At 67.6% G+C, this 24,087-nt stretch carries 25 protein-coding genes and 1 pseudogene; 14 read left to right on the forward strand and 12 right to left on the reverse strand.

Translation table 11 applies throughout. The features are described 5' to 3' along the window. Positions 1-3 precede the first annotated feature (3 nt). Genes ACH438_RS20945 through ACH438_RS20955 form a run of 3 tightly spaced genes read left to right on the forward strand, consistent with a single transcriptional unit; the run spans position 4 to position 2,862 of the window. Positions 4-663: an SRPBCC family protein gene (locus tag ACH438_RS20945; RefSeq protein ID WP_397007604.1), complete on the forward strand. Its 660-nt coding sequence runs from the start codon at positions 4-6 to the stop codon at positions 661-663. A gap of 37 nt (positions 664-700) precedes the next feature. Further along, positions 701-1,714 carry a 3-oxoacyl-ACP synthase III family protein gene (locus tag ACH438_RS20950; RefSeq protein ID WP_397008210.1) on the forward strand — a complete coding sequence of 338 codons (1,014 nt, stop codon included), beginning with the start codon at positions 701-703 and terminating at the stop codon, positions 1,712-1,714. Further along, on the forward strand, positions 1,711-2,862 hold the full coding sequence (locus ACH438_RS20955) for an aminotransferase class I/II-fold pyridoxal phosphate-dependent enzyme (protein WP_397007606.1): 1,152 nt from the start codon (positions 1,711-1,713) through the stop codon (positions 2,860-2,862). The genes ACH438_RS20950 and ACH438_RS20955 overlap by 4 nt, the downstream gene beginning before the upstream one ends. Here the strand turns inward: ACH438_RS20955 and ACH438_RS20960 are convergent. Next, positions 2,849-3,838 carry a bile acid:sodium symporter family protein gene (locus ACH438_RS20960; RefSeq protein ID WP_397007608.1) on the reverse strand — a complete coding sequence of 330 codons (990 nt, stop codon included), beginning with the start codon at positions 3,836-3,838 and terminating at the stop codon, positions 2,849-2,851. The two genes, ACH438_RS20955 and ACH438_RS20960, sit on opposite strands and share 14 nt — an antisense overlap. Positions 3,839-3,961: 123 nt before the next feature. Here ACH438_RS20960 and ACH438_RS20965 point away from each other — a divergent pair, with 123 nt between their 5' ends. From ACH438_RS20965 to ACH438_RS20990, 6 genes and pseudogenes are all read left to right on the forward strand, one after another. Next, positions 3,962-4,414, forward strand: coding sequence for a hypothetical protein (locus ACH438_RS20965; RefSeq protein ID WP_397007610.1), 453 nt, complete (start codon positions 3,962-3,964; stop codon positions 4,412-4,414). Beyond that, positions 4,360-4,914, forward strand: a complete 555-nt coding sequence (locus tag ACH438_RS20970; protein ID WP_397007612.1) for a TIGR04222 domain-containing membrane protein — start codon at positions 4,360-4,362, stop codon at positions 4,912-4,914. Before ACH438_RS20965 ends, ACH438_RS20970 begins: the two co-directional genes overlap by 55 nt. Continuing rightward, positions 4,911-5,777, forward strand: a pseudogene (locus tag ACH438_RS20975) (DUF692 domain-containing protein); the annotation flags it as partial. The gene ACH438_RS20970 and the pseudogene ACH438_RS20975, both read left to right, overlap by 4 nt. A gap of 419 nt (positions 5,778-6,196) precedes the next feature. Next, entirely contained in the window at positions 6,197-6,493 is a 297-nt protein-coding gene (locus ACH438_RS20980; RefSeq protein WP_397007614.1) for a hypothetical protein, read from the forward strand. A gap of 22 nt (positions 6,494-6,515) precedes the next feature. Continuing rightward, the gene (locus ACH438_RS20985; RefSeq protein ID WP_397007616.1) at positions 6,516-6,923 is read left to right on the forward strand and encodes a hypothetical protein; all 408 of its coding nucleotides are present in this window, start codon (positions 6,516-6,518) and stop codon (positions 6,921-6,923) included. Between the two features lie 14 nt (positions 6,924-6,937). Continuing rightward, positions 6,938-7,369: a GNAT family N-acetyltransferase gene (locus ACH438_RS20990; protein ID WP_397007618.1), complete on the forward strand. Its 432-nt coding sequence runs from the start codon at positions 6,938-6,940 to the stop codon at positions 7,367-7,369. Positions 7,370-7,372: 3 nt separating this feature from the next. On the opposite strand, the gene ACH438_RS20995 is transcribed toward ACH438_RS20990, so the two are convergent. Further along, positions 7,373-7,780 carry an SdpI family protein gene (locus ACH438_RS20995; RefSeq protein ID WP_397007620.1) on the reverse strand — a complete coding sequence of 136 codons (408 nt, stop codon included), beginning with the start codon at positions 7,778-7,780 and terminating at the stop codon, positions 7,373-7,375. A gap of 277 nt (positions 7,781-8,057) precedes the next feature. Between ACH438_RS20995 and leuS the strand changes: the two genes are divergently transcribed. Further along, positions 8,058-10,931 carry a leucine--tRNA ligase gene (gene leuS / locus ACH438_RS21000; protein ID WP_397007622.1) on the forward strand — a complete coding sequence of 958 codons (2,874 nt, stop codon included), beginning with the start codon at positions 8,058-8,060 and terminating at the stop codon, positions 10,929-10,931. Between the two features lie 96 nt (positions 10,932-11,027). Here leuS and ACH438_RS21005 read toward each other — a convergent pair whose 3' ends face one another. The 4 genes from ACH438_RS21005 to ACH438_RS21020 all read right to left on the reverse strand — a co-directional run bounded on the left by ACH438_RS21005 (position 11,028) and on the right by ACH438_RS21020 (position 13,936). Beyond that, on the reverse strand, positions 11,028-11,372 hold the full coding sequence (locus tag ACH438_RS21005; RefSeq protein WP_397007624.1) for a hypothetical protein: 345 nt from the start codon (positions 11,370-11,372) through the stop codon (positions 11,028-11,030). Positions 11,373-11,507: 135 nt separating this feature from the next. Further along, complete coding sequence (locus ACH438_RS21010) at positions 11,508-12,281, reverse strand: polysaccharide deacetylase family protein (protein ID WP_397007626.1); 774 nt, start codon at positions 12,279-12,281, stop codon at positions 11,508-11,510. Between the two features lie 23 nt (positions 12,282-12,304). Then, the gene (locus ACH438_RS21015; RefSeq protein WP_397008212.1) at positions 12,305-13,099 is read right to left on the reverse strand and encodes a polysaccharide deacetylase family protein; all 795 of its coding nucleotides are present in this window, start codon (positions 13,097-13,099) and stop codon (positions 12,305-12,307) included. A 132-nt stretch (positions 13,100-13,231) separates the two neighbouring features. Continuing rightward, positions 13,232-13,936, reverse strand: a complete 705-nt coding sequence (locus tag ACH438_RS21020) for an SDR family oxidoreductase (protein WP_397007628.1) — start codon at positions 13,934-13,936, stop codon at positions 13,232-13,234. Between the two features lie 176 nt (positions 13,937-14,112). On the opposite strand from ACH438_RS21020, the gene ACH438_RS21025 reads away from it, so the two are divergent. Both ACH438_RS21025 and ACH438_RS21030 read left to right on the forward strand, forming a co-directional pair. Beyond that, positions 14,113-15,453: an MGH1-like glycoside hydrolase domain-containing protein gene (locus ACH438_RS21025; protein ID WP_397007630.1), complete on the forward strand. Its 1,341-nt coding sequence runs from the start codon at positions 14,113-14,115 to the stop codon at positions 15,451-15,453. A gap of 134 nt (positions 15,454-15,587) precedes the next feature. Continuing rightward, entirely contained in the window at positions 15,588-16,322 is a 735-nt protein-coding gene (locus ACH438_RS21030; protein WP_397007632.1) for a glycoside hydrolase family 25 protein, read from the forward strand. 38 nt (positions 16,323-16,360) lie between these two features. Here the strand turns inward: ACH438_RS21030 and ACH438_RS21035 are convergent, their stop codons facing one another. From ACH438_RS21035 to ACH438_RS21045, 3 genes are all read right to left on the reverse strand, one after another. Then, positions 16,361-17,086, reverse strand: a complete 726-nt coding sequence (locus ACH438_RS21035; RefSeq protein ID WP_397007634.1) for an amino acid ABC transporter ATP-binding protein — start codon at positions 17,084-17,086, stop codon at positions 16,361-16,363. Then, positions 17,083-18,837, reverse strand: coding sequence for an ABC transporter substrate-binding protein/permease (locus tag ACH438_RS21040; RefSeq protein WP_397008214.1), 1,755 nt, complete (start codon positions 18,835-18,837; stop codon positions 17,083-17,085). The genes ACH438_RS21035 and ACH438_RS21040 overlap by 4 nt, the downstream gene beginning before the upstream one ends. A 152-nt stretch (positions 18,838-18,989) precedes the next feature. Continuing rightward, positions 18,990-19,784, reverse strand: coding sequence for an LLM class F420-dependent oxidoreductase (locus ACH438_RS21045; RefSeq protein ID WP_397007636.1), 795 nt, complete (start codon positions 19,782-19,784; stop codon positions 18,990-18,992). 193 nt (positions 19,785-19,977) lie between these two features. Here ACH438_RS21045 and ACH438_RS21050 point away from each other — a divergent pair, with 193 nt between their 5' ends. After that, the gene (locus ACH438_RS21050) at positions 19,978-21,051 is read left to right on the forward strand and encodes an ABC transporter ATP-binding protein (RefSeq protein WP_397007638.1); all 1,074 of its coding nucleotides are present in this window, start codon (positions 19,978-19,980) and stop codon (positions 21,049-21,051) included. 24 nt (positions 21,052-21,075) lie between these two features. On the opposite strand, the gene ACH438_RS21055 is transcribed toward ACH438_RS21050, so the two are convergent. Beyond that, positions 21,076-21,567, reverse strand: a complete 492-nt coding sequence (locus ACH438_RS21055; protein ID WP_397007640.1) for a winged helix-turn-helix transcriptional regulator — start codon at positions 21,565-21,567, stop codon at positions 21,076-21,078. A gap of 162 nt (positions 21,568-21,729) precedes the next feature. Between ACH438_RS21055 and ACH438_RS21060 the strand changes: the two genes are divergently transcribed. Then, the gene (locus tag ACH438_RS21060; RefSeq protein ID WP_397007642.1) at positions 21,730-22,899 is read left to right on the forward strand and encodes a thiolase family protein; all 1,170 of its coding nucleotides are present in this window, start codon (positions 21,730-21,732) and stop codon (positions 22,897-22,899) included. A gap of 65 nt (positions 22,900-22,964) precedes the next feature. Here the strand turns inward: ACH438_RS21060 and ACH438_RS21065 are convergent, their stop codons facing one another. Both ACH438_RS21065 and ACH438_RS21070 read right to left on the reverse strand, forming a co-directional pair. Further along, the gene (locus ACH438_RS21065) at positions 22,965-23,306 is read right to left on the reverse strand and encodes a hypothetical protein (protein WP_397007644.1); all 342 of its coding nucleotides are present in this window, start codon (positions 23,304-23,306) and stop codon (positions 22,965-22,967) included. Between the two features lie 112 nt (positions 23,307-23,418). After that, entirely contained in the window at positions 23,419-23,859 is a 441-nt protein-coding gene (locus ACH438_RS21070) for a hypothetical protein (RefSeq protein ID WP_397007646.1), read from the reverse strand. Positions 23,860-24,087 lie beyond the last annotated feature (228 nt).

Below are 24,087 nucleotides of genomic sequence, written 5' to 3' on the forward strand. Positions count from 1 at the left end.
CCCATGACCACCAGCTCCCTGCCCGCCCTCAGCGACATTCCGGAAACCGCCATCCCGGGCATGCTGCGCATCGAGAATTCCGACCGCGATGCGACCACCCCGATCATTCTCGACATGCTCCGGTCGGTGTATCCGCACGATCAGATCTTCGGCGACTTCTGCCCGGTGCAGGGCTATATCGCCGCACCGCCGCGCGAGCTCTACGACTATCTCGCCGACACCCGCTGCCTGGAGGAATGGACCTACAGCCTGCGCGGCTTCACCGAGACCGAGACGCCCGGACTGTGGGTCTCCTACGATCGGCTCGGCGACAGCACCAAGATCTACACGCGCACCGTCGCCAACCCGGATGCCATGACCGTGGACTACCACTGCGCCTGGGACCAGGGCGAACACCTGTGGATGGTGTATCTGATGCGGGTAGTCGACGCCCAGGTGGTGTTCGACAAGCCGGGTTCGGTGGTGCTGTGGACGAACTGCCACCACCCCTTCTACGACAAGAACCCCTACCAGGACACCGCACCCGACAAACGCAAGGTGTGGGTGGGCGACTTCTGGGAAATGTTCTCCGCCGGACACCAACTCGAACTCGACAACCTGAAGGCCATCGCCGAATACCGCGCCGCACACGGGCTGCCGATCAAGCCCGCGTGGATGGACTGAGGAGAACGCCATGGACTTCACCGACCCGAACCTCGGGATGCCGCCTGTCAGCCTGGTCGACGTGGCCGGCTATCTGCCCGGAAACCCGGTGGGTACCGAGTATTTCACGCAATTCTCACGCTCCGACCGCATGGCGAAGAACGTCATGTTCCGCGCGCCCAAGGCCCGCCACCACGTGGCCCGCGACGAAACCGCGGTGGACATGGTCGAACGCGCCGTCGCGCCGCTCGTCGACCGGCACGGCGCCGCGGAGATCCGCGATATCGACATCCTGCTGACCCACACCCAACTGCCGGACAATCCGGTACTCGGTCCCGGGCCGGAGGTGGCGCGCCGCCTGGACATGAAGCCGCGCTGGGTCTTCGACGTGCACAACGGCGGCTGCGCGGCCTTCATCCACATGATGTGGCTGGCCCGCCTGATCATGCAGTCCACCGATGCGCGCACCGCGCTCATCGCCTGCTCGCAGAACTCCGCGGGACCGGTGTTCACCCAGTCCGATATCCGCGGGCTGGCGCAGGCGCCCGTACCCGGCGACGGCTGCGGGGTCGGGCTGCTCGTGAAGAACGGCAGCGCACCGATTCTCGACATCGAATGCCGCACCTACCCGGAGTTCGCCGGGGACATGGAATTCAGCACCAACGGCGAGCGCAAGTACTGGGAGCCCGGCGAGGGCCAGGGCTGCGTGAGCTTCACCGAATCCAAGGTGGCCAAGGTGATGGCGCGCGGCAACCGGCTGGTGCCGGAGGTGGCGCAGGAGGTGTGCAAGCGCATCGGCGTGAAGTCCCGCGATATCGACACCTTCGTCACCAATCAGCCGAACCGGCTGTTCCTGCGCAACTGGAACGAGGCCCTGGAACTGCCGCCCGAACGACATCCGGACACCTTCGACCACTGCGGAAACCTGTTCGCGGCAGGCATTCCCGTCACCCTCGACACCGAGAACCGGGCGGGACGGCTGCGCAATGACTCGGTGGTGCTGATGGCCGCGTTCGCGCATGCCGGGGACTTCGCCGGCGCGGCGGCCGTGCGCTGGGGCGCGGCGCGATGACCACGCCGGTGCCGTGGCCGAGCGGGCTCAACGGCAAGGAAGTCGCCGCGGCGCAGGAGGATTCGACGCCCGGGCAACGCCGGGTGCCGGTCCGCTTCGACCTGAGCCTCAGCGAGAATCCGTTCCCGCCGCTGCCGTCGGTGCTCGGCGCGCTGGACGACTGCCTCGGCGAGGCGAACCGGTATCCGGAGTTCCTGCCGCATCGGCTGCCACGGCTGATCGCCGCCCATGTGGGCGTCAGCCCCGATCAGGTGGTGGTGGGATCCGGTGCGACCGGGGTGGCCATGCAGATCATGCAGACCCTGCCCGCACCCGGATCCAGGTTCGTCTACGCCACCCCGACCTTCGACGGCTATCCGATCATGGCGAACATGATCGGCCTGCGCGCGCTGGGGATACCGCTCGATTCCGGTGGCCGCCAGGATCTCTGGGGCATGGCGCGGGTGGTGAGCGAACGCACGGGGCTGATCGCCGTCTGCCGCCCGCACAATCCGACCGGCACCGTGGTCTCGGCCAGCGAGCTGAAGGCCTTCCTGTTCTCGATCCCGGCGCAGGTGCCGGTGATCCTGGACGAGGCGTATGTCGAATTCCTCGGTGCGGCAGACACTCTCGACACGGTCGAACTGGTGCGCCGGCATCCGAATGTGCTGATCCTGCGCACCTTCTCCAAGGCGTACGGGCTGGCGGGCCTGCGCATCGGTTACGCCTTCGGCTCGGCGGAGCTGGTGCGCCGGGTGCATCGGCTGCAACTGCCGTTCGGGGTACCGGGCACCGCGGTGGCGGCGGTGCGGGCCTCCTATGCGGCGGAAGCCGAACTGGGCGAACGGATTCTGCGCATCACGACCGCGCGGGAGCTGTTGCGCACGGAATTGCGGCGCGGCGGTATCCGGGTGCCGCGCAGCAGCGCCAACTTCCTGTACCTGCCGGGCCGCGATATCGTCCCCGCGCTCTCCCGCGCCGGCATTGTGGCCAAACGCTATCCGGACGGCAGCGCGCGTATCGCGGTCGGCGATCCCGCCGCGGATCGGGCTGTCGTGCATGCGCTGGCGGCACGGCCCGCCGGACCCGGCCGGCCACTGCGGCACGACGACAGCCGGGTCCTGTCGGTCACCGTCCGATCGGAGCCGTCGGTCGCTACTCGCTCATGACCACGGGTTGCTCCGCGGTCCGGGCCCAGCGCTGGGCGAGCGCCGCACAGGTGATCAGCTGCACCTGATGGAAGATCATGAGCGGCAGCACGATCAGTCCGATCGGCGCGCCCGCGAACAGCACGGTGGCCATCGGCAGTCCGGTGGCCAGGCTCTTCTTCGAGCCGCAGAACACCACCACGATCCGATCCCCGCGATCGAAGTGCCGGGCCCGCCCGATCACCGAGGTCACCCCCAGCACGATCGCGAGCATCACACAGCACACCACGACCAGCACCAGAATCCGCCACGGCGACATGGAATGCCAGATCCCCTCCACCATGCCCGCACTGAACGCGCTGTACACCACCAAGAGGATGGATCCGCGATCCACCAGCTTGGTGGGTTGCGCGTACTTCTGCAGGAACCCCTTCACCTTCGGCCGGATGAGCTGACCGAGGAAGAACGGCACCAGCAACTGCAACACGATGTCCACCACCGAGGACAGGTCCACCTTCGCCTGCCCGGTGGTGTTCATCAGCAGAATCACCAGTGCGGGAGTCAGGAAGACCCCCAGCAGATTCGACACCGTGGCACTCACGATCGCGCCCGCCACATTGCCGCGTGCGATGGAGGTGAAGGCGATCGAGGACTGCACCGTCGACGGCACCAGGCACAGGAACAACAGACCGGTGTACAGATCCTTGGTGAGCACATGCGGCACCAGCACCCGCGCCGCCAGCCCGAGGATCGGGAACAACACGAAGGTGCAGGCCAGCACGGTCAGATGCAACCGCCAATGCTTGAGCCCCGCCAGTGCCTCGTCCGGCGCCAGCCGGGCGCCGTAGAGCAGGAACAGCAGCCCGATGGCCACCTTGGTCGCCCAGTCCACCCCCGTGGCCGCCTCGCCCCGCGCCGGGAAGACGCTCGCGATGGCGATGACCGCGAAAATCGACAGGATGAACCCGTCGATGTAGAACCTGCTCAAAAATCGCACTCAGCCAGGCTAATCACCCCAGTTCCAGGGGATTAACACCGCACCCGGGACAGCGCGATACTGGGGATGCTCCACAAGGCTTGCGGCGAGCCGCAAGTCGGCACAACTCCCGAGGGGGGAGACATGGTCCTCTGGACCATTGCGGACGGAGCCTCGGAATCGGCTGTCGCGGCCGATACCTGGGGGATATCGGGTCCGGACTTCATCCGCGTCTATCTCGTGGCCGCGCTCGCGGCCACCGTCATCGGCCTCGTCTGGCGCGTCATCACGATCCGGTCGGCCCGCGGGCCGACCGATCCGGCGCTCACACCGGTGGAGGCCGCCCTGCTCGTCGACGACCGCAGACCCGTGCTGGCCGGACTGGCGGTACTGCGCGAGCGGCAGCTCATCGACTCCGGCGGTGAACCGCTCCGCACGCCGTCCGATGCGGAATACGGTGAGCTGGATCCGGTCTCGCGCACCCTGCTGACGCACCTCGGCAGTTCACCGAAGCGGCACGTGACGGAACTCGGACTGGCCGTATGGAATATCCGCGTGGACACCTGCGTGCCGAGCTCGGCCGTCGCGGCCTCATGATGAATTCGGCCCGGGAGCGGTCGCTACTGCTGGCCTCGATCCCGCTCGACGCCGTGCTCGTGCTGGGTGTGGTGCGGCTGGGCGCGGGCCTGCTCGGCCATCGGCCGGTCGGCAATCTCATCGGGTGCATGGTCGGAGTGGCGATCTGTATCTACCTGGTGATCCGCCCGGTCCGCCTCACCGGCTACGGGTGCGCCACCCTCCGCAACTACCGGCGGCGGAACTCGCACCTGCGACCGGCGCACGACCCCGCCTACGACGCGTACGGCGTAGGCAGCGCCGCCCTCGCCACCGCCTTGTTCGGCGGTCCGGCCCTCTGGGCCCTGGACCCCGGGCTCGCCGGCACCGCCCAGGTTCTCGCTACGAATTCGGGCGTCTGGGGCGCCAGCTGCAGCACCGGTGGCGGTACCGGCCACGCGCACTGCGGCAGCGTCGGCGGCCAAGGAGGGTGCGGGGGCGGCGGTGGCGGGTGCGGCGGTGGCGGTGGGTGCGGCGGATGACCTCACCCCTGCGCGGCGGCGCTGTCGGTATCGGCTGGCGGCGCGAAATCTGCGGCATCATCGCGGATCTGGCGGGCCTCGGCTTCTGCGAGGTGATCGCCGAATCCCTCGTCCCGCGACACGGCCCGCGCGGCCGATCGCGGAAGTCGCGCGAGCTTGCCGTGCCCGAGGAACTGACCGCTCTCATCGAACGCGGCATACCGGCGGTGCCGCACGGTGTTTCGCTGTCGCTGGGCGGCGCGGAGGCGGTGGACGAACACCGGGTCGCGCACCTTGCGAAGTGCGCGCGAGTGCTCGGGTCACCGCTGGTCAGCGAGCACATCGCCTTCGTGCGGGCGGGCGGGATGGAGGCCGGGCATCTCTTGCCGGTGCCGCGCACCCGCGAGGCGCTGGATGCGCTGGAGCGCAATATTCTTCGCACGCGGCGAGAATTGGAGGTACCGCTGGCGGTGGAGAACATCGCCGCGCTGTTCGAATGGCCGGACGCGGAGTACTCCGAGGCAGAGTTCCTGCAGGAGTTGGTCGAGCGCACCGGCGTGTACTTGCTGCTCGATATCGCGAACGTCTATGCCAACGCGCGCAACCGATCTCGTGACCCGCTCACCGAACTGCTGCGGTTGCCCACCGAACGGCTGGCCTACTGCCACGTCGCGGGCGGGCGCGTCTCCGATGGCCGCTACCACGACACGCACAGCGACCGGGTCCCCGTGGAGGTGCTGGCACTGGTCGGCGAGTTCGCGAGCGGGCGCGACGTTCCCCTCCTGCTGGAACGCGACGGAAACTACCCGCCCGCAACAGAACTCGCCGCCGAGCTGAGCGCCATCGCTGCCGCGGCCGGACGCCCGCCGATCACCCTCCGCACCGTGCGGCCGCCGAGCGCTACGGACCGGCTCGCGGAGCGGCAGGCGGCGCTGGTGCGGGCACTGACCGCCGGGGAAATTCCGGAACCCGGCTTCGATGCGGGTGATGTGTCGGCCGCGGCCCACGCCTTGCTGCACAAACGGGCCGACGAGGTAGCGGGACGGTTTCCGCTGCTCGCGCATGCGTGCGGGCCGGATTTCCGGGCACGTTATGTGGAGTGGGCACGGGACGGGCCGAAGTCCGGCACGGTCGCCGATGCCGCGGCCTTCGCCCGGGACGCCGGGTTGCCCGAGCCGGGGTCGCGGGCGACTCGGTGGCCGGTAGTGCGGCGGTTCGCTGGACGCCGGGCGCAGTAATGCGCGAATGCTAATGTGACGATTGGTTTGCTGGAACGTTCCATCCATCTCGGAAAGGAAGCTCCATGACGGCCCCACACGCCGCTCATACCGGTCACGACCATGAACACGGTGCCAGTTGCGGACATGTTGCCGTTCCGCACGGCGATCATGTGGACTACGTGCACGACGGGCATCTGCACCGGGCGCACGACGGTCATTTCGACGAGTGCGAGCCCAGCGGGCACGCCGCACACGACAGCCATACGCATCAGCACGGCGAGGGCTGCGGGCACGTCTCGGTGCCGCACGGTGACCACGTCGATTACATCCACGACGGGCATCGGCATGCCGCGCATGACGGGCACTACGACGAGCACTGATCGTATTCGGGAGAATTCAGGCATGCCCTCCGCCGAATACGCTGCCGCGCACGGCTTCCGGCCCAACCCGGCGCCGGCGATCGGGACTGTCAGCCGGATGCTGGCCCGGGTGTCGATCGCGGGCTGGGAGTTCGTGCTGCGGCAGACCGTGCTCGAGCCGGGCGGGCACAGCGGCTGGCACTATCACGACGGCACGCTGTTCGTGCTGGTCACGGGCGGGATCCTGGATCATCCGGGGCTGGATTGCGCGGCGGTGATCAAACGGCCGTGGCGGATCTTCCGGGAGCCGCGCGGGCGGGCGCATGCGCATCTGGCCCGGAATTCCGGATCCGCGCCGGTCATGCTGACCGTCTTCTACATCAACCCGGCCGGCAGTCCGCTCTCGCGCAGTGTGCCGCCGCCACCGTGTGCGAGTGAAACAGCGCACTGAGGCATGCTGACCACATGATCGAGGTCGTCACCGTCAGCAGCGAAGAGGAATTGGCCGAGGCGTATGCCGTCCGCATGCGGGTGTTCGTCGACGAGCAGGGCGTGCCCGAGGACATCGAGATCGATGAACTCGACGAGACCGCCGATCACTTCCTGGCCCGCCTCGACGGGAAAACGGTCGGCGCGGGACGGCTGATCGTGCAGGACGGGGTGGGTGTGCTGGGCCGCCTGGCCGTGCTGTCGGAGACCCGCGGCACCGGGCTCGGCGTGGCGCTGGTCCGGGCCATCGAGGAACGGGTCCGGGACCGTGGGCTCAGCGGTATCGAACTGCACGCACAGACCCAGGCCACCGGTTTCTACGAGAAGCTGGGCTACCGGGCGTACGGGGATATCGAGATGGACGCGGGCATCCCGCACATCTGGATGCGCCGCGACCTCGGGAACTGAGGGTCAGTTGGCCGGCTGGCAGGCATCGCGCAGCGAGCAGGAGCCGCAGGCGCTGCCGCAGCCGCCGACCTTCTCCTCCGGGAATCGAACGGCCAGTGCCTTTTCCGCGGCGGCCGCGCCCGCACCCAGGGTGAAGACGGAGACCACCAGGGCCACGGCCGTGATGATCAGGGCCGGGACGGCACCGGCGACCAGCGTGACGGCTCCGGCGGCGGCGAGCAGCAGCCCCGCCACGATGGAGGTCGGCGCGGCCACCTTGTTGGCGTACTTGAACGACTCCTCGGTGCGGACAGCGGCCTCGCTGTGCACGCCGAAGTATCGGTTCCCGGGCAGCGTGCCCGTGAGTCCGAGCACGCCGGTGACCACGGCCACAGCCGCGAGGACGAAGAGGATCAGCGCCAGCACGAACACTCCGCCAGGCTACACGGCAGGTCATACGCCTCAGCCCGCTGGTTCGCGGCCGTCTCGATTCTGGACTGAGTGGAGCGGAGGAGCGAAGCGGGGGAGCGGAGGGAGGGAGCGGAGGGAGGGAGCGGAGGGAGGGAGCGGAGGGAGGGAAGAATCGAGACTTCGGGGCCGCGAACCCGCCCGGAGCGAAGCGCAGGGCAAATTGGGCACAGCGGCAGGGGCGCTTTACCCTGGTGAGCGACCTTATCGGGGATCAGCTCGGACAACAGAAGGCAGGACCGTGCAGGACACTCGTGCAACCGATACACCCACCGCGACGGCGGGTGGGGGCAGCGAAGTGCCCGCACACCGCTACAACGCCGAGCTGGCGTGCCGCGTAGAGCAGAAGTGGCAGGGCGCCTGGCAGGAGCGCGGCACCTTCTACGCACCCAATCCGGTCGGCCCGCTGCACGGCGACGTGCCCGCCGACAAGCTGTTCATCCAGGACATGTTCCCGTACCCGTCGGGTGCGGGCCTGCACGTCGGCCACCCGCTGGGCTACATCGCCACCGACGTGTTCGCCCGCTTCCACCGCATGCGCGGCCGGAATGTGCTGCACGCCCTGGGCTATGACGCCTTCGGCCTGCCCGCCGAGCAGTACGCCGTGCAGACCGGCGCGCATCCGCGGGTGACCACCGAGTCGAATATCGCGACCATGCAGCGGCAGCTGGACCGGCTGGGCCTGGGCCACGATCGCCGTCGCTCGTTCGCGACCACCGATCCCGAGTACTACAAGTGGACGCAGTGGATCTTCCTGCGCATCTACAACGCCTGGTACGACGAGGGCCTGGGCAAGGCCCGCCCGATCGCGGAGCTGATCGCCGAATTCGAGGCCGGCAAGCGCAATCCGGTGGAGGGCCGCTCCTGGGCGGAACGCACCCAGGCCGAGCGCAATGCGCTGATCGACTCGTATCGCCTGGTCTACCAGACGGATTCGATGGTCAACTGGTGCCCCGGACTGGGCACCGTGCTGTCCAACGAGGAGGTCACCGCCGACGGCCGCAGTGAGCGCGGCAACTTCCCGGTGTTCCGGAAGCGGCTGTGGCAGTGGATGATGCGCATCACCGCCTACTCCGACCGCCTGGTCGACGATCTGGACGAGCTGAGCTGGCCGGAGAACGTGAAGGCCATGCAGCGCAACTGGATCGGCCGCTCGCGGGGCGCGCAGGTCAAGTTCGAGGCGGGCGCCGACATCATCGAGGTCTTCACCACCCGGCCCGACACCCTGTTCGGTGCGACCTATGTGGTGCTGGCCCCCGAGCACGAGCTGGTCGACCGCCTGACCGGCGCGTCCTGGCCGTCCGGCACCGGGGCCCGCTGGACCTTCGGCGGCGTCGACACCCCGGCGGAAGCCGTTGCGGAGTACCGCAAGTCGATCGCGGCCAAGTCGGATCTGGAGCGCCAGGAGAACAAGGAGAAGACCGGCGTCTTCCTGGGCACCTACGCCACCAATCCGGTGAACGGCGCCCGCGTGCCGATCTTCATCGCCGACTACGTGCTGAGCGGTTACGGCACCGGCGCCATCATGGCCGTCCCCGGCCACGATCCGCGCGACTGGGATTTCGCCACCGCCTTCGGCCTGCCCATCGTGGAAGTCGTTGCGGGCGGGGATGTCACGGAGGCCGCGTACACCGGTGAGGGCCCCCTGGTGAACTCCGGTTACGTGGACGGCCTGGACATCGAGTCCGCCAAGGCCAAGGTGATCGCCGAGCTGGAGGCCAACGGTCACGGCCACGGCACCGTGCAGTACAAGCTGCGCGACTGGCTGTTCGCGCGCCAGCGCTACTGGGGTGAGCCGTTCCCGATCGTGTACGACGAGGACGGTGCGCCGCACGCGCTGCCGGATGCCATGCTGCCGGTGACGCTGCCGGAGATGGAGGACTTCGCCCCGGTCACCTTCGATGCCGACGATGCCGATTCCGAGCCGTCCCCGCCGCTGGCCAAGGCCACCGACTGGGTGCACGTGGAACTGGATCTGGGCGACGGCCCGAAGCGGTACCGCCGCGACACCAATGTCATGCCCAACTGGGCGGGCAGCTCCTGGTACCAGCTGCGCTACGCGGATCCGACCAATACCGAGCAGTTCTGCGCCCCCGAGAACGAGAAGTACTGGCTGGGCCCGCGCACCGCGGAGCACGGTCCGAAGGATCCGGGCGGCGTGGACCTGTACGTCGGCGGTGTCGAGCACGCGGTGCTGCACCTGCTGTACGCCCGCTTCTGGCAGAAGGTCCTGTTCGATCTGGGTGACGTGTCGGGTTCCGAGCCCTACCGCCGCCTGTTCAACCAGGGCTACATCCAGGACTACGCCTACAAGGATGTGCGTGGCGCGTACGTGCCGGCCGCGGAGATCGTGGAGCGGGACGGAAAGTTCTTCTGGACCAATGCCTCCGGTGTGGAGGAGGAGGTCTTCCAGGAGTACGGCAAGATCGGCAAGTCGCTGAAGAACGCCATCTCCCCCGACGAGATGTGCGATATGTACGGCGCGGACACCTTCCGCTTCTACGAGATGTCGATGGGCCCGCTGGACACCTCACGGCCGTGGGCGACCAAGGATGTCGTGGGCGCGCACCGCTTCCTGCAGCGGGTGTGGCGACTGGTGGTGGACGAGGAGACCGGCGCCGTCAAGGCCACCGACGCCGAGCCGACGCCCGAGTCACTGCGCCTGCTGCACAAGACGATCGCCGGGGTCGACGACGACTTCGCCAACCTGCGTGACAATACGGCGGGCGCGAAGCTGATCGAGCTGACCAACTACCTGACCAAGAACTACCCGGACGGCGCGCCGCGCTCGGTGGTGGAGCCGCTGGTCCTGATGCTGGCGCCGATGTCCCCGCATATCGCGGAGGAGCTGTGGGAACGCCTGGGCCACACGGTGTCCCTGGCGCACGGCCCGTTCCCGGTGGCGGATCCGGCGCTACTGGTGGCGGATTCGGTGGAATATCCGATTCAGGTCAACGGCAAGGTCCGCAGTCGCGTCAGCGTGCCCGCCGATGCCGATCAGGCGGCGGTGCAGGCCGCGGCGCTGGCTGACGAGAAGATCGCGGAACTGCTGGGCGGCAAGGATCCTCGCAAGATCATCGTGGTGCCCGGCCGATTGGTGAACATCGTCGCCTGAGCCGGGCCGCCCGGCGCAATAGTTTTCGGGCCCGGTACGCCGCGCGCGTATCGGGCCCGACTACTGCGATCTCTGCCGCATGCTCGTCCGGGCGGACTAGGGCGCCAGCGAGGCCATGGCGTTGATGTCGCCCGACGGAGTGGTCGCGCCGGCGCACTGGAACTGCAGGTCCTCGGTGGAGTGCGCGTCGATGCGGCCGCTGACGGTGCCGAAGTTGTAGCTGGCGTCGTCCTTGCAGGTGACCGTGCCGCTCACCAGGTACGCGCTGTCCGAGTTGTTCGTGCAGGTGACGCCCGAACAGCTCAGGCCCGGCGCGCCGGGGACATTGCCGCCGTTGCCGAGGATGCTGGGGATGGCGGAAGCCTGTCCGGCGGTCAGCCCGATAGTGGCGGTGAACAGTGCGGACGCCACACCGACTCCGAGTGCCAAACGATGACCCATGTATCTATCTCCTGTCGTGGATCCGACCCAATCCAAGAGGATAGTGATCGCCCGGCCTGGATGCATAGGCGACATCTCTTATTTCGCAACGAAACTCGGAAAACGCTGCTTTTGACCGATTTGCGCCAGGTGTCGCTATCGCGGCGGGATCAGTACGTCGTTGAGCGTGACCAGCTGGAGGTTCCGCTGCCGGAGCAGGTCCGTGAACTGATCGTAGAGATGGGTGACGGTGGGGCGGTTGGCATGTCCGATGACGATGGCCTGCGCGCGGAACCACTGCTGGGCGGCGTCCATGAGCATGCCGTCGTCGATGGTCTTGTTCGTATCGTTCAGCGTTCCGTACCACATGGTCGGTACGGTGTAGCCGCAGTCGGCGGCAACGGAATCCACCGCGCCGTTGTGATAGCCGAAGGGCGGGCGGTAGTACGGCGTGCCGTCGGTGCCGTAGGTGTTCCACAGGAACTGCTTGCACCGGTTCAGCTGATCGGCGACCGCGCCCGCGGACAGCTTGGTGAGATCCGGATGGTCCCAGGTGTGATTGCCCAGCTGGATCTGCCCGGAATCCACCAGGGGCCGCAGCGTATCCAGGTGATCCCGCCAGCCCGGATAGTAGGCGGTCACGAAGAAGGTGAACCGCGCCCCGGTATTGCGCGCGAAATCGATGAAGGCGCCCACGGTTTCGGAGCTCGCTCCGTCATCGATGGTGAGCGCCATATGGTTTCCGGCGCCCGGTAGTGCGGTGAGGGTGCCCGGCCCGATCGGTGTCTTCGGCCCGAAATCCGGTGGCAGCACCTGGGGCGCTCCGCCCGATCCGGCGCCGATCGGCGAATCCGCCCGCGCGGCGGCCGGTCCCAGCAGAGTCGCCGCGGTGCCCGCCGTGAGCAGCGTCAGCAGCCGTCTTCTATCCATTTGTAAACCTTCTTCAATTCACACTATTTCGGCGGCGCCAGTACATCGTTCAACGTCACCATGCTGAGATTGCGTTCCCGGATGATGGCGACCAGCTGGTCGTAACAGTGGGTCACCGCGGGATGATTCGCGTGCCCGATGACGATGGCCTGCGCGTTGAAATACTTACGCGCGCACTCGATCAGGTAGTCCTCGGTGATCACGCCCGAATCCGACAGGGAGCCGTACCACATGGTCGGGACGGTGTAACCGAGATCGGCCGCCACACTGTCGACCGTAGCATTGTGCCGGCCGTAGGGCGGGCGGTAATAGGGGGTGCCGTCCACCCCGAAGGTGTTGTGCAGGAATGTCTTTGCCCGATCCAGCTGGGAGCGGACCGCGCTCGCGGACAGCTTGGTGAGATCCGGATGATCCCAGGTGTGATTGCCCAGCTGGATCTGCCCGGCATCGACCAGCGGGCGTAGCTCGTCCTTGTGGACGGTCCAGGAGTCGTAATTGGCGGTCACGAAGAACGTGAACCGCGCGCCGGTGTCGCGCGCGAATTTGATGTACGCGCCCACCACGTCGGCGCTCGCGCCGTCATCGACGGTCAGGGCCAGATTCGTGCCCTGGCCGGGTAGTGCGGTGATGGTGCCCGCCGGAATGGTGGTCCTGGGCCCGGCGGGCGGTGGTAGGAGTGGTCGCGCGGTGGCCGTCGTCGCGGGGACCGCGCGTTTCACGGTGCCCGGATCGAGGACCTCGGTCCTGGCCCGGGAACAGCCGGTCAGCGCCGCCGCGGTACCCGCGGCCAGCACGGCCAGTAATCGCCGTCGATCCATCTCCAACGCCCACTCCGAAATTGCCGAGGCCACGCCTCATCGGCACAGCCATTGTTTATGTCGACTCACAGTGAACCGAGCACCAATTCTGAGCGTACCGATCGAAATTCAGTTGGAACGTTAGGTTTTTTCTTACCTGGGAATGGGTCGCAGCACGATTTCCGTGGGGTGCGCGTCGCGCGGGGTCTCCACCGCATTGCGTACCGCGCGCGCCACCGTGGTGGCCGCCAGGAACTCGCCCGGCTGATATTCGCGGCCTTCGCCCGCGATGATCTCGCGTTGCATATCGGTGTCGATGCGGCCGGGGTGCACGGAGGTGACCCGCAGCGCCGGCTCCTCCAGGCGCAGTGCGTCCGCGAAGGCCCGCAGGCCGAACTTGCTGGCCGCGTACACGCCCCAGCCGGCGTTGGCGCGCAGTCCCGCACCCGAATTGATCAGCACCACATGGCCGTTGGCGGCCCGCAACGCCGGGAGCAACACGCGGGTGAGCTCCGACACGGCGATCAGGTTGGCTTCCAACGTATTCCGCCACTGGGCAACAGACGAATCGGCTATCGTTCCCAAGTCGGCGATACCGGCATTGTGCACCAGCACATCCAGCCGTTCGATCGGCTGCACCGCGCGGGCGACCGCCGGGTAATCGGTCAGCTCGACCGGGAAGCCGGCCGAGTCCGGCAGTTCGCTCAGGATCGGGCCCAGGGCCTCCGGTGTGCGCGCTCCGAGGAGCAACCGGTGCGTGGGTGCGAGTTCTCGTGCGATGGCGGCGCCGAGCCCTCGGCTGGCCCCGGTGATCAGCACGGTGGGGCGGTCGGTGCCGGGCTTCGCGGAATTCGCCATGCGATCACCGTAACCGGGCGTGCCCGGCCGCCGATGCTCCGCATGCAGGTGGTTACCGAGCAGCTGATCATGAAGAGGCGAACAGAGTGCAATCCGGCGAACGGGAGCCGACTCCCAGCCACCCCGTGCGTGCAGCCCAGCGCGCATACCTGCGGGTTCCAGCGCAGAATAGGGCGATGACACACCCGGGGTTCACGCCCACCCAGCTCGCGGCCCGCGCGGCCTACCTGCTGCGCGGCAACGACCTGGGCACCATGACCAGCGCCGCGCCCAAGCTGTATCCGCACATGTGGAGCTGGGACGCCGCCTTCGTGGCGGTCGGCCTGGCCCCGCTCAGCGTGGAGCGCGCCGTGCTGGAACTGGACACCTTGCTGTCGGCGCAGTGGCGCAACGGCATGATCCCGCACATCGTCTTCGCCAATGGCGTGGACGGGTACTTCCCGGGGCCGTCACGCTGGGAGTGCCGCCGGCTGGCGGCCGACGCGCCGGACGGGCCCGACACCTCCGGCATCACGCAGCCGCCGGTGCATGCCATTGCGGTGCAACGCATTCTGGATCACTCCCGCCGGCACGGGCGCAGTACCCGCGCGGTGGCGGAGGAGTTCCTGCAGCGGCGCTGGCCGGACCTCATGCGCTGGCATCGCTGGCTGGCGTATGCGCGAGATCCCAAGCAGCACGGGCGGATCACGCTCTATCACGGCTGGGAATCCGGCATGGACAACTCGCCGCGCTGGGATCGCGCCTACGAGAACGTGATTCCCGGTCCGGACCTGCCCGCCTATGTGCGCGAGGATCTGCACGTGGTCGGCGATCCCACGCAGCGGCCCTCCGATCGCGAATACGACCGCTACATGTGGCTGGTCGAGCAGATGCGCCGGGCCGGCTACGACGACTACCAGCTCGCCTCCACCATGAGCTTCGCCGTCGAGGACGTCTTCGTCACCGCGATCTTCGCGCTGGCCTGCGATGTGCTGGCCAATATCGGCGAGGACTACCGGCAGCCGCACGCGGACGTGCGCGAACTGTACGAATGGGCCGACTACTTCCGGTCCGGGGTGGTGGCCACCGCCGATCCCCGCACCGGCGCGGCCCGCGACTTCGATGTGCGCGCGGACAAGTGGATCGATACCGAGACGCTCGCGATCTTCGCGCCGCTGCTGTCGGGCGGGCTGTCGCGGGATGCCGAGCGCCGGCTGCTGCGGCTGTTCGAAGGGCCGCGCTGGTGCGGTCATCCGGATCTGCGCTACGCGCTGCCGCCGTCCACCTCGCCGGTGTCCAGGGACTTCCGGTCCCGCGAGTACTGGCGCGGACCGGTGTGGCCGGTGATGAGCTGGCTGTTCTCCTGGGTGTTCGCGCGGCGTGGCTGGGCCGAGCGGTCCTTCATGCTGCGCGCGGAGGGGTTGCGGCAGGCCAGTGACGGGACCTTCGCCGAGTACTACGAGCCGTACACGGGCGAGCCGCTGGGCAGTATGCAGCAATCCTGGACGGCCGCTTCGGTTCTGGACTGGCTCGGTTGAGCCGGCGGGGCCGCGCTGTTCCGGGGGCCGGACCGCGCTGAGATCGGATTCACAGCTGAGATACAGCTAACACTTGGCCAACACGCCGGGGGATCGCTGGTCAAAGCTGATGAGCCCACATACCGTGCGGTTGCATGGTCAGCCGAAACCGTCTGGTTCTGGTCAGTTTTGCGGCCGCCAGCGTCCTCACAGCTATGTCCGCCGCACCCGCGGCGGCCGATATCAACGGTCCGGACGTCTCGTCCTGGCAGCACATCGACGGCCGCGGCATCAACTGGTTCGCGGTCCGCGGCTCGGGCAACAACTTCGCCATGCTCAAGGCCACCGAGGGCCTCAACTACATCAACCCGTACTTCGTCCAGGACAGCCTGCTCATGCGCGCGGCGGGCGTGGCGCGCGGGACCTATCACTTCGCCCGCCCGGCCGAATCCCCCGAACTCCAAGGGGCGCTGTACGCGGCGATCGTGCTGGGCCAGAACGGAATGCTGGACCTGCCACCGGTCCTCGACATGGAGGACTCCGGCGGACTGCCGCCCGGCGCGCTCATCGACTGGACGCACCGGTACCTGAATACTGTGCAGGCGTTGACCGGTCGCCTGCCGATCATCTACACGTATCCGAACTTCTGGAAATCGGCCATGGCCGATTCCAACGAGTTCACCAGGTACCCGCTGTGGATCGCCGATTATCGGGGCAATGACAATCCCGAAGTGCCCGGCGGCTGGCCGAACTGGACGTTCTGGCAGTACACCGATTCCGGCAATGTTCCAGGCATCGCCGGAGGCACCGATATGAACGCATACAGCGGCGCCCAAGGGGATTTCGGCAAATTCGCCAATATGCCCTTTTCCGGCAGCTCCGGAAGTTAAGGGGGTGTGGGGGCTAAGCCCCCAACACCCCCCTTAAGTTAGAGCACCTGCGACAAGAATTGCCGGAGCCGTGGAGTTTCGGCATTGTCGAATAGCGCGTCGGGCGAGCCCGTTTCGACGACCAGGCCGTGATCCATGAACACGACCTGATCGGAAACCGAACGGGCGAAACCCATCTCGTGCGTCACCACGATCATGGTCATACCGCCCTGCGCCAGCTCGGACATGAGCGCGAGCACGCCCTTCACCAGTTCCGGGTCCAGCGCCGAGGTCGCCTCGTCGAAGAACATGATGTCCGGCTTCATGGCCAGCGCCCGCGCGATCGCCACCCGCTGCTGCTGGCCGCCGGACAGATTCGCCGGGCGCACATCGGCTTTCCCGGCCAGCCCGACCGCCTCCAGCTGCTGCAGGGCCAGCGTGCGCGCCTGCTCCTTCGACAGCCCGTGCAGCTTGCGCGGCCCGAGCTCGATGTTCTCCGCGACCGTCTTGTGCGGGAACAGATTGAAATGCTGGAACACCATGCCGATGCGCTGCCGCAGCGCGTCCGGGTTCTCCTTCAGCACGGATTTGCCGCCCAGCAGGATGTCGCCCTGATCCGGCTCGTACAGCCGGTTCAGCACGCGCAGCAGGGTCGACTTGCCGGAGCCCGACGGGCCGATCACCGTGGTCGCCTTGCCCGCGTCCACGTGAATGTCCACGCCGCGCAGAATCTCGTTGCGGCCCAGCGTGAGATGCAGGCCGGTGCCGGTCAGGGAGGCGCTCATGCCCCACGTCCTTCCGTGATCACGGCCTGCTCCACCGGTTCCGCCGGGGCCGCGGCCTCCGGGCGGCCGGTGCGCATCCGATTGTCGATGTAGTTCACCAGATGCGTGAGCGGCACCGTCAGCAGCAGATACACCAGGCCCGCCGCCACCAGCGGCGACAGATTCCCGGTCTGTGCGTTCAGATCCCGGCCCACCGCGAACAGCTCCCGCTGCGTCGCCAGCAGACCCAGGAAGTAGATCAGCGACGAATCCTTGATGAGCGCGATGAACTGGTTCATGAGCGCGGGCAGCACCCGCCGCACACCCTGCGGGATCACCACCAGCGTCATGGCCTGCCGGTAGCCGAACCCGATGGCGCGCGCGGCCTCCAGCTGCCCGGCCTCCACCGACTGGATACCGGAACGGAAGATCTCACCGATATACGCCGATGCCAGCAGCGCCAGCGCCACCGCGCCCAGCCAGTACGGATTGTTGCCGGTGATGTTCTTGACCACCGGGCCCACGCCGAGGCCGATCAGCAGGATGATGACCACCGCGGGCAGGCCACGGAAGATATCCGTGTAAACCCTTGCCGGCCAGCGCAACCAGCGTGTGCGGGAGATCCCCGCCACGGCCAGCAGCATGCCGAGCACGGTGCCCAGCGCACCCGAAACCAGCGCCAGGATCAAGGTATTCGGCAGACCCGTCTTGAACAGATCCGGGAAGGCCTTGCGGTACAGCGACCAATCGAAGAACGTGTCCTTCAACTGCGACAGCGTGGACTTCGGCCGCAATCCGCTGGTGTCCGGCTTCTTCCCGGCATTCTCGGCGGCGATGGCGGCGAAATCCGGGAACTGCGGTGCGGGAGCGGCTTTCGAGCCCGGCTTCCAGCCCGGCGGCAGCTGCCGCGGCTCCCACTGCTCGTACAGCTTCGCGTAGGTGCCGTCCGCGATCACCGCGTCCAGGCCCGCGTTCAAGGCGTCGGTGAGCGCCTGATTGTCCTTGCGCACCGCGTAGGCGACGAAGTTGTTGACGCTGTAGGTGTTCTGCACGATCGAGGTCGCGTCACCCGGTTTGAGCGCGCCCTCGGCCTGCGCGGACGGCGCGATCCAGGCATCGATCTGCCCGGTCTTCAAGTTGGCGTAGGCGGTGTTGTAGTCGGGGAACTTCACCGGATCCAGGTGCAGTTCGTTGACCACGTACTCGTCCTGCACGGTGCCCTGCACCACGCCGATGCGATTGCCCTTGTGCAGATCCGCGAAACCCTTGATGGGACTGCCGTTCTGCACCACCAGTGAGAAATAGCCGAAGTCGTAGCCATTGGTGAAACCGACCAGCTTCCGGCGCTCATCGGTGGTGGTGATGCTCGACGAGCCGATATCGAAGCGGCCGTTGGCCACCTGCGCCAGCAAACCCGAGAACTCGGTGCCGGTGAACTCCACCTGCAGGCCGAGCTTGGCGCCGATGGCGCGCAGCAGCTCGTTGTCCATGCCGGTGAAGACGCCCTTGGAGTTCAGGCAGATGCTGGGCGGCGCGTCCGAGAGGGTACCGACACTGAGCTTGCCCGGGGTCAGCAGTCCCAGCTTGCTCTTGTCGATCGAGTCCAGCGGTTCCGTGGTCGCGGTGGTGAACCGGTCCGCCGACGGGCCCGCGTCACCGCTCGCCAGATTGGTGGGCGCCGCGGCGGACGCCGACAGACCGGGCGGCGAACACAGGTCACCGTTGTCGGGTGCGGCGGAACCGAACCCCGCCCCGATGGTGGCGGTGCCCATGAGCGTGACGAGCAACACCCCCGCGATCGACAGCAGGCGAGGTCGCCGCCCCTGTCGACGGGGAGTGGTCGTGCGCAAGCAAACCATGACAAAGCACCCTAATGGGTGCCGGTCGGTAGCGAGCGCGGCCCGCTACCGACTCCGGGTCTCGATCAGGCGATACCCGCCACCGACTCCGGATTGAACGAGTCCCGCCAGCGCACCGCCTCCGCGACCCTGGTCAGGTCGTAGTTCGGGCCGCCCTCGCCGACCGTGAACAGGGTGGCGCCCGCCGCCACGAACTCCGGCGCGCGCTCGGCGCCCGGCCAGTCCACCGACTTCTCGATGCGCGACGCGTCGGTGCCGACCTCCGCGCAGTGCTCGGCCAGGATCCCCGACTTGCGGGTCAGGTCGTCGAGTTTGGCGAAGCTGTGCCAGATGTGCGCGTACTGGGCCACCAGGCGCAGCGTCTTCTGCTCGCCGCCACCGCCGATGAGAATCGGAATCTCGCGCACGGGTTGCGGATTCAGCTTGGCCAGGCGGTCGGTGAGGCGGGCCATCGACTCCTTCAACAGCGCGAGACGGCTTCCCGCGGTGCCGAATTCGTAGCCGTACTGGTCGTAGTCCTTCTGGAACCAGCCCGCGCCGATGCCCAGGATCAGGCGGCCGTCACTGATGTGGTCGACGGTTCGGGCCATGTCCGCCAAGAGCTCCGGATTCCGGTAGCCACCGCCGGTGACCAGCGCGCCGAGCTCGACCCGCTCGGTCTGCTCGGCGATCGCGCCGAGCATGGTCCAGCACTCGAAGTGCGCGCCCTCCGGGTCGCCGTACAGCGGATAGAAGTGGTCCCAATTGAAGACGATGTCCACCCCGATGTCCTCGGCCCGCCGCACCGCATCCCTGATCAAGCCATAGTTCGGGGCATGTTGCGGCTGCAGCTGAACTCCGATACGAACCGGTCGGCTCATGAACGCTCCCTCGTCGCGTGATGCGTATCCGAATTCGAGGCTACCGCCGCAGACCTGGCCCGCCCCACATATATTGTCCGCAACCGACCCGAGGGGGTTCGGGGGCGAAGCCCCTGAGAGCCCCGAGAGTTGGTCAACCCCCTCTACTTCGGATCGTCCGGCACGTTCCTGCCGGTGAAGGGATGTATTCATCGTGGCTACGGTGACTTTCGAGAAGGCTTCACGCCTCTACCCCGGCTCGGCCAAACCCGCGGTCGACGCACTCGAACTGGAGATCGCCGACGGCGAATTCCTCGTTCTGGTCGGTCCCTCCGGCTGCGGCAAATCCACGTCCTTGCGCATGCTCGCCGGCCTCGAGGAGGTGAGCGCGGGCCGCATCCTCATCGGCGAAAAGGACGTCACCAATGCCGAACCCAAGGAACGGGACATCGCCATGGTGTTCCAGAACTACGCGCTCTACCCGCACATGAGCGTCGCCGAGAACATGGGCTTCGCCCTCAAGATGGCGAAGGTCTCCAAGGACGAACGCCAGCAGCGCGTCCTCGAGGCCGCCAAGCTCCTCGACCTCGAGCCTTACCTGGACCGCAAGCCCAAGGCCCTGTCCGGCGGTCAGCGTCAGCGTGTCGCCATGGGCCGCGCCATCGTGCGCCAGCCGCAGGTGTTCCTCATGGACGAGCCGCTGTCCAACCTGGACGCCAAACTGCGCGTGCAGACCCGCACCCAGATCGCCCAGCTGCAGCGCCGCCTCGGCACCACCACCGTCTACGTCACCCACGACCAGGTCGAGGCCATGACCATGGGCGACCGCGTGGCCGTGCTCAAGGACGGGCTGCTGCAGCAGTGCGCGGCGCCCCGCGACCTGTACCGCGATCCGGCCAACCTGTTCGTCGCCGGGTTCATGGGCTCGCCCGCCATGAACCTGTTCACGCTCCCGGTGCAGACCGGCGGCAGCGTCACGCTCGGCGGCTGTCCGCTGCCGCTGCCGCGTTCGGTGGCCGCGGCCACCGGGGACCAGGTCGTGGTCGGCATCCGGCCCGAGCACCTCGAGGTGGTCGGCAACGGGGCGGGCATCGCCATGGAGGTGGATGTGGTGGAGGAGCTCGGCTCCGACGCGTACATCTACGGCCGCACGCTCGGCGACGGGGAAACCATTGTGGCGCGCGCGGATTGGCGCAATCCGCCGTCGAAGGGGGACACGCTCACCCTGACCGCCGACGCGGAGCACACCTACTTCTTCGCACCCGAAGACGGGCGTCGCCTGAACTGAGCCCGGCCCTCGACTGGCGTCGCCCTATTGCTTGGGGCGGCGCCAGTTCTTGTTCAACCGGACACGCAGTTCGTCCACTGTCAGTTCGTTTCCGGCGGCCCCGAGGACCTCCACCCGGATGGGTTCACCGGTCGCGTCCTCGAGCCGGTCCATCGGCGGCGTGCCGTTCTGCAGGTACTTGTCGCCCCACTGCCACAGCGACATCACGACGGGCAGCAGATCCAGACCCATCGGCGTGAGGATGTATTCGCTGCGGGTGCGCTTGCCCTCTTCCTGGTACGGGCGCTTCTCCAGCACGCCGGCCTCGGTGAGCTTCTTCAGCGCGCTCGACGCGGCGGCGTCGGTGATGCCCACGCGGGTGGCGAATCCGTCGAAGCGGGTGACGCCGTAGTAGGCCTCGCGCAGGATGAGGATCGCCGACCGGGTGCCGACGATGTCCAGCGCCTTGGCCACCGAGCATTCCTCGGGTTTCCATGCGCTCAGGTCACTGAGCTTTCCTTCGAGCACGATCGACATGGCGTACATCATACCTCCTCTGACTTGCGTGAACTATGGCCAGCTCATACTCTGACTATATAGCAAAGAAGCTAGCCGCTCCCCCGGTTCAAGTGGGGTCTCCGGGGGCTGCCCCCGGAAACCCCCCTCGGCCCGGCGCGGCCCGCGCTGAAGGGATCAGCCATGAGAGACGCAGTCATCGTCGAGGCCGTACGCACGCCGATCGGCAAGGGGAAGGCGAACGGCGCGCTGCACGGGGTGCATCCGTCCGATCTGTTCGCGCACAGCCTGCGGGAGATCGTGCGGCGCACGGAGATCGATCCGGTGTTGATCGACGACGTCATCGGCGGCATTGTCACCGCTGTCGGGGAGCAGGGCTCCAATCTGACACGCCGCGCGGCGCTCGCCGCCGGGTATCCCGAATCCGTACCCGCCACCACCGTCGACCGGCAGTGCGGCAGCAGCCAGCAGGCCATCCACTTCGCCGCCCAGGGCGTCATCGCCGGGGCGTACGACATCGTGGTGGCCGGCGGTGTGGAATCCATGAGCCGGGTTCCCATGGGAGCCAACCTGATCGGCGCGGAGGACATCGCGGGCGTCGGATTCGCCGAGCGCTACCCCGAGGGTCTCGTACCGCAGGGCATCAGCGCCGAACTCATCGCTGCCAAGTGGGGACTGAGCCGCACTCAGCTCGACGAGTTCTCGCTCGCCAGCCACGAAAAGGCCGCCGCCGCAACCAAGAACGGGTCCTTCGAAGCCCAGCTGGCTCCGCTCGCGGGACTGGATGCCGACGAAGGCATCCGGCTCGGCAGCACCCTGGAGACGCTCGGCAAGCTGCGCCCCGCCTTCTACAGCGACGAGATGACCGCCCGCTTCCCGCAGATCGGCTGGAACATCACCGCCGCCAACTCCAGCCAGGTCAATGACGGCAGCTCCGCGGTCCTCATCATGACCAGCGAACGCGCCGCCCAGCTGGGCCTGCGCCCGCTCGCCCGCCTGCACAGCTTCGCCGTCGCCGGCGACGATCCGCTGCTGATGCTGACCGCCGTCATCCCGGCGACGCGGAAGGTATTGCAGAAGGCCGGTTTACAGCTGTCCGATATCGACCTGTTCGAAGTGAACGAAGCGTTCGCCTCGGTGGTGCTGGCCTGGGCCGCCGACACCGGCGCCGACCTGAGCAAGGTCAATGTCAACGGCGGGGCCATCGCCCTCGGCCACCCGCTCGGCGCCAGCGGATCGCGCCTGACCACCACGCTCGTCCACGCCATGCGGGAACGCGGCGCCCGCTACGGCCTGCAGACCATGTGCGAGGCGGGCGGTTTGTCCAACGCCATGATCCTGGAACGACTCTGACCGATCCGGTTCGGGCCCTGCGTACCATCCCGGTGCGCAGGGCCCGATCGTCGTCCCGGCCACCGTCACACCGACACCATGACGATCGCCACCAGCAACCCCACCACCCACGCCTCCGCCAGCATCGGAAACGCCAGCAACGCCGTGCGCCAGGCCCGCTGCCGCCAATACACCGCCCGCATCACCCACATCGGCACCAGCAACAACGTGACCCCGATCCCCACCCAGGCCACCACATAAGCGAACCCCAGATACCGCGGATCCCCGCTACTCCCCTGCACCAGCCCCCGATACTCCGGCACCACCCCGGCCACCACCCACGCAGCCGCCACCGCCACCAGGTAAATCACCCCGGCGACAATCACATCCGCCCAGTCCACTGGCGGTTTCCACCACTCCTCCGCCACACCTCCAGAATGCCCGCCCCACCCCCACCCGACACGTCACGAATGAGACCACCTGCCGCGCAAGCCCACAGCACCGCCAGGCCCGCTACCCGCGACCACCCGGCCGCTGAAATCAGCTCGCGGCGTTACCGATCAGCAGATGGCCGACGCCACCGCAGATCAGCACAACCGGAATCGCCAACGCGGGCCAGACCCAGGCACGCCGCCCCGTCATGGCCGCCACCGAAGCGATCACCAGCGCCGACATGAGCGCCAAAGCCATTCCGCCACCACCGATCAGCAGACCCCACAACGCGGAAGCAGCAGGCTTGATCGCCTCACACTGCACCGTGAAATCACGCTTCGCCGCACACCGATTGTGCACAAGCCCAAAAGCCTTACCGAACAGGTCATACGCAAACCCCGCCGTAGCCGCGACCGCAACCACATAAAGCACCGCCGACAACAAAATGTCATTGCGCCGCACCGACTTCTTCGCGACCTTCGCCGGCCCCTCCTGACCTACCGCGCCCCCATCGGCAACCTCCACCGGCGCCGACAACGACCGCCGCACAGTCTCTTCCGCATCATCGGGCGCGACCCCATAGCTCGACTCCCCCTGCTGCGCACCAGCAGACCACTCCTGCGGCCCTTGCCCAACCGGCCCACCAGAACCGACCGGTCGCGGCGGACGCACCTCTCCACCCGGATTGCGCTGCACCCCAGGCCCGGACGCCCGACCTTGCTCGCCCCCCGGGGGCTGCCCGGGATAACCGACACCGGGTGGAAAGCCCTGACCGGA

It is taken from the genome of Nocardia sp. NPDC020380 (assembly GCF_044386975.1).
Lineage (GTDB): Bacteria > Actinomycetota > Actinomycetes > Mycobacteriales > Mycobacteriaceae > Nocardia.